Annotated in this window: 6 protein-coding genes; 4 read left to right on the forward strand and 2 right to left on the reverse strand. The window is 36.6% G+C overall.

The window, feature by feature from the left end:
* Positions 1 to 173: 173 nt before the first annotated feature.
* The 4 genes from ACWITO_RS04715 (at position 174) to nuoD (ending at position 6,901) form a co-directional block, all read left to right on the forward strand.
* Positions 174 to 3,950, forward strand: coding sequence for an ATP-binding protein (locus ACWITO_RS04715; protein ID WP_448528858.1), 3,777 nt, complete (start codon positions 174 to 176; stop codon positions 3,948 to 3,950).
* Positions 3,951 to 4,037: 87 nt separating this feature from the next.
* Positions 4,038 to 4,703, forward strand: coding sequence for an MCP four helix bundle domain-containing protein (locus ACWITO_RS04720; protein WP_448528859.1), 666 nt, complete (start codon positions 4,038 to 4,040; stop codon positions 4,701 to 4,703).
* Positions 4,700 to 5,374, forward strand: a complete 675-nt coding sequence (locus ACWITO_RS04725) for a 4Fe-4S dicluster domain-containing protein (protein ID WP_448528860.1) — start codon at positions 4,700 to 4,702, stop codon at positions 5,372 to 5,374. Before ACWITO_RS04720 ends, ACWITO_RS04725 begins: the two co-directional genes overlap by 4 nt.
* A 348-nt stretch (positions 5,375 to 5,722) precedes the next feature.
* The gene (gene nuoD, locus ACWITO_RS04730) at positions 5,723 to 6,901 is read left to right on the forward strand and encodes an NADH dehydrogenase (quinone) subunit D (protein WP_448528863.1); all 1,179 of its coding nucleotides are present in this window, start codon (positions 5,723 to 5,725) and stop codon (positions 6,899 to 6,901) included.
* Positions 6,902 to 6,959: 58 nt separating this feature from the next.
* Here the strand turns inward: nuoD and ACWITO_RS04735 are convergent, their stop codons facing one another.
* Both ACWITO_RS04735 and ACWITO_RS04740 read right to left on the reverse strand, forming a co-directional pair.
* The gene (locus tag ACWITO_RS04735) at positions 6,960 to 7,346 is read right to left on the reverse strand and encodes a hypothetical protein (RefSeq protein WP_448528861.1); all 387 of its coding nucleotides are present in this window, start codon (positions 7,344 to 7,346) and stop codon (positions 6,960 to 6,962) included.
* A gap of 558 nt (positions 7,347 to 7,904) precedes the next feature.
* The gene (locus ACWITO_RS04740) at positions 7,905 to 8,276 is read right to left on the reverse strand and encodes a hypothetical protein (RefSeq protein WP_448528862.1); all 372 of its coding nucleotides are present in this window, start codon (positions 8,274 to 8,276) and stop codon (positions 7,905 to 7,907) included.
* Positions 8,277 to 8,551 lie beyond the last annotated feature (275 nt).

The raw sequence follows: 8,551 nt of genomic DNA on the forward strand, positions 1-8,551 counted from the left end.
ACTTTCTGGTCAATTTGTGGTCTGGAATTATTGCCTACAAGTTCCTAGATAAAAAGCCCACTATTAGAGATTTTCAAGAAAAAAATCTACTTACAAATTTTGAACTTTTTCAAGATATTGCCGCTTAACTCACGTTAAAATACACCAAAAAATCGCATATTCTAAAACTGATAATGCAAAATTTCCTCACTCGCTATTACTTATATAGCCTTTTGTGGGCAGTGGGTTTATTTTTGCTTGGCGAGGTGGCTTTTCTTATCCACCAAAATCAAGCCCCTATCAGTATTGATGAAAAATACCAAACAAGTATTCAAAGTAACATTATCCGTGAGATAGAAATTTTAAGACAAGAAAGCAAGGAAACCGAAGAACTCTTTCAGGAAAACAATGTCATCAGCCTCGTTGAGGTCAAAAAAAAACATCAATACCCTTGTGTCATTTTCAGAAATGAGCAACTTCTCTTTTGGTCGGATAACCGCTTTATTCCCGAATACGATTTGATTGACGGAAATTACACTATCAAATTCTTTGAGCTACAAAATGGCTACTACATTTTTCACAGAGATTTTTTCAAAACCAACGAAGGCAATAAAATTGAAATTTTCACTTATCTACCCCTACAAGTGCGTTACAGCTTGCAAAATAAATACCTTACTTCGCAAGTCAATCCTCATATTTTTCCTTACGAGCAACTTGAAATCAGCAAAACGCCCACTTCCAAACAGATTTTTACAGCAGAAAACGAATATTTATTCTCCCTTGCTTATTCTATCAAGAAAGAACCACCTCATTTGTATTGGTTTTTTGTTTCGCTGATATGCTTTGTAGGGGCTTTTGTGATGCTCTTTGTTTTTGTTTGGAAGTGGCAAGAGTTCTTTCAGCAAAAAAAATGGTATGAGGTTTTTATTTTGTGTTTTGTGTCTTATTGGTTTTTGGTACGATGGCTGATGCTCAAAAATCAAATTCCTTATAGCTTTTGGGAAACAGATTTGTTCAATCCCCAACTCTATGCTTCCTCGTTTTGGTCGCCTTCGCTGGGGGATTTACTCCTTAATTTATTTTTAGGCTTATGGATAGTGTTTCTTTTGCAAAGAAATTTTCCCAAAACTTTTATTTTTCAGAAAATTAGTCCAAAGAAAAAATTTGGGGCTCAATATGGGGCTTCGCTACTGCTTATCTTTTTGAGTTATGTTTCCTTTTATGAAATTTTTGGCATATTTAGCACCATTTTTACCAATTCGCAACTTGTATTAGACATTTCACAAAATATTCACTTTCGCTTACCTCATTGGGCGGCTTTTGGGGTGTTTGTTGTGCTTTCTACGATTTGCTTTCTGCTCTTGCACCTTGTAGGACGCCTACTCATACGCTTTCTGGATAACGACTACCCCAAATTTGCTCTCCTTTTTGGGCTGGCAACTATTTTACACTCTTCTATTGCCTACTTTACGGGCAATTTTGAGTTATTTTTAAGCCTACTCAATGGCATATACCTACTGATTTTGTACTTTTTCCGCCTGCCTCAATTTTTATATCGCTTTCGTAATATTTCCATTTTGTATTTGCTCATAGGCTCGCTTTGGTGTGCCGTAGCAGGAACGTATGCCTTACGCTATTTTTCAACACAAACACAAAACAAAGAAATTGGCAGATTTGCCGAAAATTTGCTTTTATCCAAAGATTTCAAAACGGAACTCACTTTGGATAATATTGTTGAGGAAATTCAGTTGGATTTGCCACTCAAACTTTTTTTCAAGGCTTCGCTATCGGTAGTAGATAAAAACATCATTGAAAAGCGTATCCGCAAGCAATATGTAAAAAATGAATTTCCTGATTATGAAGTGGAAGTTTTAGTATTTGATAACGCAGGGCTTCCTATCAGCAAGAATACACAAATACGTTATGCCGATTGGGTAGAAACCTATCAAAAACCACAATTCCGTACCGATAAAACCGACCGCTTTTTTATCAGCGAAACCCAAGCCATAGAGCAAAAAATTGACCTTAATCTTTTCAGAATGTATATTGATTTCATAGAAATCAAGCAATCAGGGCAAATTTTGGGCTATGTAATTCTTACACTCAAAAAACGAAAAGCTACCTCTTTCAAAGTGTATCCTGTATTGCTTCGCAACGAAAAAATTGAGGAAAATACTAAAATCAGCAATGTATCTTATGCCATTTTCAAAACGGGTAGCGACCCCCAAAAAAATAGTGAGCTGATTTACTCGCAAGGAGATTGCAATTACTACAAAAATTTCAAAGAAGGGCTTTTTCGTATCCAAAAATTATACCAACAGGGCTATGAATTTCAGGGCTACAAGCATTTTGCCTTCCGAGGCGAAAACGGAAAAGTAGTAGTGATTTCCTTGCCCGAATATGCCTTCAAAAATACTTTTGCCAACTTTTCGCTTTTGTTTCTTTTACTTATTACGCTGGTAGCTCTCATTCTTTCGGTGTATGGGCTTATCAATTATTATCAACGTAAAAAAATTACTCTTGCAACACGTATTCAGATATTTCTGAATCTTGCCTTTTTCTTTCCTTTGGTTATTTTCAGTATCACTACTTTGCAAGTGGTAAGCAGTACTTATGAAAATGATTTGAACCAAAAATTTTTACAAAAAGCAGAAAATGCCTCCAATAGCCTTTTGAGCGTAATGCAAAGCTATACTGAACAGATGAAAACCAAAGAGGAATTGCTGGGCGAGGTAAATAGCGTGGCTCTATATGCTCAGTCGGATTTGAATGTTTTTGATACCCAAGGCAGACTGCTCGTAACCAGCCAACCTGCCATTTATGATAGTCGTTTGCTTTCTAAAAACATAGCTCCCGAAGCCTTGTGGCAAATTGTGGAACGGAAAGAAACCAGCACAATGCTTGCCGAAAATATTGGTAACCTGAACTACAAGGCTGTTTATTGGGCAATTCGCTCCTTTGAAAACAACCAACTTCTTGCTATCCTGAACATTCCATTCTTTGATGCCGAAGACGAAAGAGATAAAAAGCTAACAGGTATCTTTACCACTATCATCAATATTTTCACGATTATTTTCCTCATTTTTGTAATTACTTCCTACTTTACTTCCAACTTGCTCACCGAGCCTTTGGCGATTATTACCCAAAAAATTCGCCGTACAACCCTACAAACCACCAATGAACCTCTGCAATGGGATTCTGATGATGAAATAGGTTTGCTGGTAAATGAGTACAACAAAATGCTTATCAAGTTGGAAGCCAGCAAAAAGGCTCTCGCCCAATCGGAAAAAGAAGCGGCTTGGCGGCAAATGGCAAAGCAAGTAGCTCACGAAATCAAAAACCCACTGACACCTATGAAGCTCACTTTGGAGCATTTGAGGTATAAAATCTACAAAAATCACCCCGAAATGAAAGAAATTATTGAAAAACCTTTTGAAACCGTACTTACACAAATTGATTTGCTCAGCGATATTGCCTCCTCCTTTGGTGCTTTTGCTCGTATGAAAGAGCCTGAAAGTAAAGAATTTGACATAGCTCACACACTCAAACAAACCCTTCTACTTTATGAAAATGATGAAGACATACGCTTAATTCGGCATATTGCCAAAGGTAAGTTCATTGTAAAAGGTGATAATCAGCTAACAATGCAAATATTTACCAATCTTCTGCTCAATGCCAAACAAGCTGTACCCAACGATAGAACCCCTGAAATTTTAGTAGCTCTCTACAAAAATGAAAATAACTTTGTACGCATAGAAATTCGCGATAATGGCAGTGGTATTCCTGATGAAGCTCAACCCAAAATATTTCAACCCAATTTTAGTACCAAATTTACAGGCTCAGGCATAGGACTGGCTCTTGCCAAACAAGGCATAGAACACGCAGGCGGAAAAATTTGGTTTGAAACCGAAAAAGATATGGGTACTTGCTTTTTTATTGAATTACCCTTGATTGCCCATAATGAAGGATAGCTCCAACCCCACGCTTACAAACTTTTGAAGTATTGGACTTTTGAACTTTCAAACTTTTTAGTAGTTTTGGCTGAAAATCTCTGAACAATGGCTTTTGCAACCAATTGGTACAAGAAAACAGGTATTCGTAGGCAAGTTTTTGTAATTTTTTCTATTATCACGGGTATCATTATGACCATCTCCCTGATTGGCATTATGGGTATCAATCGGGTAGCAGAAGATATAAACGGACTTTATTACGACCGTCTTTTGCCTGCCGTAGAAATGGCTAATCTGACCGAGAAATTGTACGAAAATCGCCTGCTTTTAGAAGAATATCTCTATCTTGATGACTCGCTGATGCGAAAAAAAATCCTTGAAAAAATTGAAAGAAACCACAAAAGCATTGACTCGCTTGCCTCCAAATATGCCGAAAGTCATTTGGTTGAGGAAGAAAATCGGTTTCTGATAACCTACCGAAAAGAAATTTTCAAATACAAACAATTAGAGAGCGAAATTGTTAAACTTTTTGCTACCGATGCCGAAAGTGCAAAAACCTTGTTTAGCACCGAAGCCTCGGAAGAGTTTAAGAAAATCATCGAGCCTATTCATCGCATTACTGATGTACAGCTCAAAATAGGCGAAGAGTTGCGAAAAGAATCTATCAAAGAAGCGAATAGTATTCGTTTTGCCTTGTATTTGGCAATGGGCATCGTGATTTTGGCAATTATCATTACGGGGGCTTGGCTGGGTTTTGTGTATATGATGCAATGAATTCCTACCTTACAAATATCGTTCAGGCTATAAAAACTACTTGGAAAGGCTTTCAGGTTACTTTTAGGCATTTTCGCAAGGCTTTTCGCAAGCAAAAGCCTATTTTTATCACTGAAAAAACCTACTTTGAGCAAAATACAGGCAAAGTAACCCTGGAATACCCCAAAGAAAAGCTCCCAACCCCTGAAATAGGACGTTACAAACTGCACAATGAAATTGACGATTGCATTGTTTGCGATAAATGTGCCAAAATTTGCCCTGTAAATTGTATTGAAATTGAGGCTATCAAGGCTACCGAAGAGTTTGGCAAAACTTCTGACGGCACAAGCAAACGTATTTACGCCGCCAAATTTGATATTGATATGGCAAAGTGCTGTTTCTGCGGACTTTGCACTACGGTTTGCCCTACGGAATGTCTTACTATGACAGACGAGTACGATTACACCGTTTCAGATATTACTTTGCACAACTTTCATTTTGCCAATATGAGCGAAGCGGAAATTGCCGAAAAGAAAGCCCTTTACGAGCAGTATCTCAAAGAAAAAGAAGAAGCCAAAAAGCAAGCCGCCAAAGAAAAAGCAGAACAAGAAATTCTTAAAAACGAAACTGAAAATACAACTGAAAATAAAGCCAAAGTCGTTTCCAAACCTAAATTCAAGCCTAAAAGTTAATATTGAAACAGAAAACAGGATTTAGAAATTTAGACGGAGTAAAACTTTTACCTCAAACGCTTAAATATTTCAACTTTTTGAGCGTAGATAATTACCAAAAAATTCATTATAGCTTGTTCCTTGTTTCTTGCCCCCCGCTTTTTATCTGCCACTCCAAAATGCTAAAAATCTAAATTTATTTTGGCTACTACAAACATATTTACTAATATTGAGGTTGAATAGGAAAATTCTCTTGTTTTTGTATTTCGTACTCATATCTGAAAAAATATGGCTAACATAGTTCCTGTGGAAAAAGACCCTCAACTCTTGGATAGCATTGGCTACAAAAGCACCAAAATTGAGGACGCAATGTATATGAACGAGCTAACCACGCTCAACTTGGGTCCTACGCACCCTGCCACACACGGCATTTTTCAGAATGTATTACTAATGGACGGCGAAAAAATCGTAGCAGGCGAATCTACCGTAGGGTATATTCACAGAGCTTTTGAAAAAATCGCCGAGCAAAGACCTTTTTACCAGATTACTACCCTTACCGATAGAATGAACTACTGCTCCTCGCCTATCAACAATATGGGCTGGTGGATGACCGTAGAGAAACTTTTGGGTGTAGAAGTACCCCAAAAGGCTCAATATATGCGAGTAATCTTAATGGAACTGGCTCGCATAGCCGACCACATCATTTGTAATGGTATTTTGGGGGTAGATAGCGGGGCTTTTTCAGGATTTTTGTATATTTACCAATGGCGTGAGCATATTTACGACATTTATGAAGAAGTTTGTGGGGCAAGGCTCACTACCAATATGGGCAGAATTGGCGGTCTGGAAAGAGATTTTTCTGAAAAAGCTATTGCAGGCATCAAGAAACTGCTCAAAGAATTTCCTGCTGTACTCAAAGAGTTTGAAACACTTTTCAATCGTAATCGTATTTTTATGGATAGAACCATAGGCGTTGGAGCTATTTCTGCGGAAAGAGCCTTGAACTATGGCTTTACAGGACCTAATTTGCGAGCTTGCGGCGTAGATTACGATGTGCGTGTCAATGAGCCTTATTCGGGTTATCAGGATTTTGAATTTGATATTCCCGTAGGTGAAAATGGCGATACTTACGACCGCTTTATGGTACGCAACGAAGAAATGTGGCAAAGTTTGCGTATTATTCAGCAAGCAATGGATAAACTCCCCAAAGCCGAAGGTAGTTACCACGCCGATGACCCTCGCTATTACCTACCGCCCAAGCAGGAAGTCTATAAAAATATGGAAGCTCTCATTTACCACTTCAAAATTGTAATGGGAGAAATTGATGCTCCTGTGGGTGAGGTATATCATTGTGTAGAAGGGGGCAATGGCGAATTAGGCTTTTATCTGATTTCTGATGGTGGCAGAACGCCCTATCGTTTGCATTTCCGCCGTCCTTGCTTTATTTACTACCAGGCTTATACCGAAATGTGCAAAGGACAGCAAATCTCTGATGCCATTATGATTATGAGTAGCCTCAATGTAATTGCAGGCGAACTGGACGCCTAATAAACCACAAACGAGGGCTGAATTTGGATAAAGCCCTCGTTTGTTAAAAACATTTTTTTTACTTTTGTTTCGTATTTTTCAGCTTTTCTATTTTTTCATCAATTTCTTTTTTAGAGATTTTTTGTGGGGTTATTTTTTCCAATTCCCAAGCAAAAGCTATAAATTCACAAGGATTTATGCTCAAAAATGAAAACTCTGGTTTATCTTCCAAACAAAATGGAAATTCTATTCGTACAGGAAAACCTTTGATAGAAGGGTAAAACCATAGAAAATTATCAGGTATCGCAAATAATAAGTCAAAAAGTGGGAATTGTGGTACGTTCTCTATTTCTTGAGTTACCCAAATTTGTTGGGTCATTATTGTCTTTGTTTTAGAATTGACCTTCTGCACCAGATACTTTTCGCACTGATAGCCAGCTATCTTCTTTTTTTCGTTGGTTCGCATAATTTTGAAATCGCTATAGTTGATATTTTTCAGAGATAGCTTTTGGCAATGCTCACTATCACAATAAGTTAGAAAGTTTGCTTTATCAAAGTCATAATAACTTGAAATGAACGTAGTATCATTTTGTAAAGATTCTGATATGATAACTCTCTCCTTATATGTCAATTTTAGTACAAGTGTTGAATCTTTTCTCTTTCCTATTGAAAAATTAAAATTGACTTTAATATTGCTATTAGTATCAGCAATAAAAGGTTGTGTAGGAGAGAAACGATAAAAAATGTAACCTTCAAATTTTTTTTGGGCTTGCAGATTGGTAAAAATTAACCCAAACAAGGAAAGTAAAGCAAGGTGTTTCATAAAACTAAGATTAGAAATTATTGAAAGTGTTTTTTCTAGCAAGAATATTGAATTTTATCAAACGTAGCAAGTGATGATGTCGCTTAGAGCAACATCATCGCTATAAGCCTGAAAAAACATCTTAAATTTTATTTTTTTGCAAGGAAATTTCTATTGTTACTCATTGATTTTTTGTAAACAGACTTTTTAATAAGGGTGCAGTCAATAAGCTATTTCTGCTCCAAAACCATAGGTATAATATTTATCTTTACCCATTACACTGCCTTTATTTCCTTGTAATAGCCACATTCCATTGGCTAGGTAAAACATATCGCTGTTTTCGTTCTTTGTGTATAAAAGAGGTACATAAACATTTCCCCAACCCTCTTCGCCTTTAACTTCTATAACTTGCATACCTACAAACGCCCCATTTTCGGGAAAAGGTACTTGAAAGGTGGATATGTCAAGCCATTGAGATTTATAATCATTTATGGTAAAAATCATTTCTTTTTCTGTAAGTGGCAAATATGGTCGTTTCTGTTCATCTACCGAATAACACATCACTTTAATTTTGATATATTCGGGGTTTTTCAAAAATTTTTTTTGAGGTTTATTGCTGACAAGAGTTTTTTCAAAGAAGTTGTTTAGGATTGAAAAAGATTTCCAATGAAAGTTGTATATTTAGGTGCTGAAACTAAAATATTACTTTTCATGGAAATCTTAAGCAAAGATAATATAAAAAGGTATATAATGAGGTTGTTTAGGATTTATTTTTTTTGATAATTCTTCGGATAAAAATGACCATAAAGGATAAAATTAACAAATTTACCCACGTATCTACTCTGGTTTCATAGCGTATGATTAAAGCC

This window comes from Raineya sp., from assembly GCF_053497555.1.

Bases quoted from the DNA above. Each gene is read 5' to 3' on its own strand.
- ACWITO_RS04725 (WP_448528860.1), top strand. From the start codon at position 4,700: ATGAATTCCTACCTTACAAATATCGTTCAGGCTATAAAAACTACTTGG.
- ACWITO_RS04720 (WP_448528859.1), top strand. From the start codon at position 4,038: ATGGCTTTTGCAACCAATTGGTACAAGAAAACAGGTATTCGTAGGCAA.
- ACWITO_RS04715 (WP_448528858.1), top strand. From the start codon at position 174: ATGCAAAATTTCCTCACTCGCTATTACTTATATAGCCTTTTGTGGGCA.
- ACWITO_RS04735 (WP_448528861.1), bottom strand. From the start codon at position 7,346: ATGCGAACCAACGAAAAAAAGAAGATAGCTGGCTATCAGTGCGAAAAG.
- nuoD (WP_448528863.1), top strand. From the start codon at position 5,723: ATGTATATGAACGAGCTAACCACGCTCAACTTGGGTCCTACGCACCCT.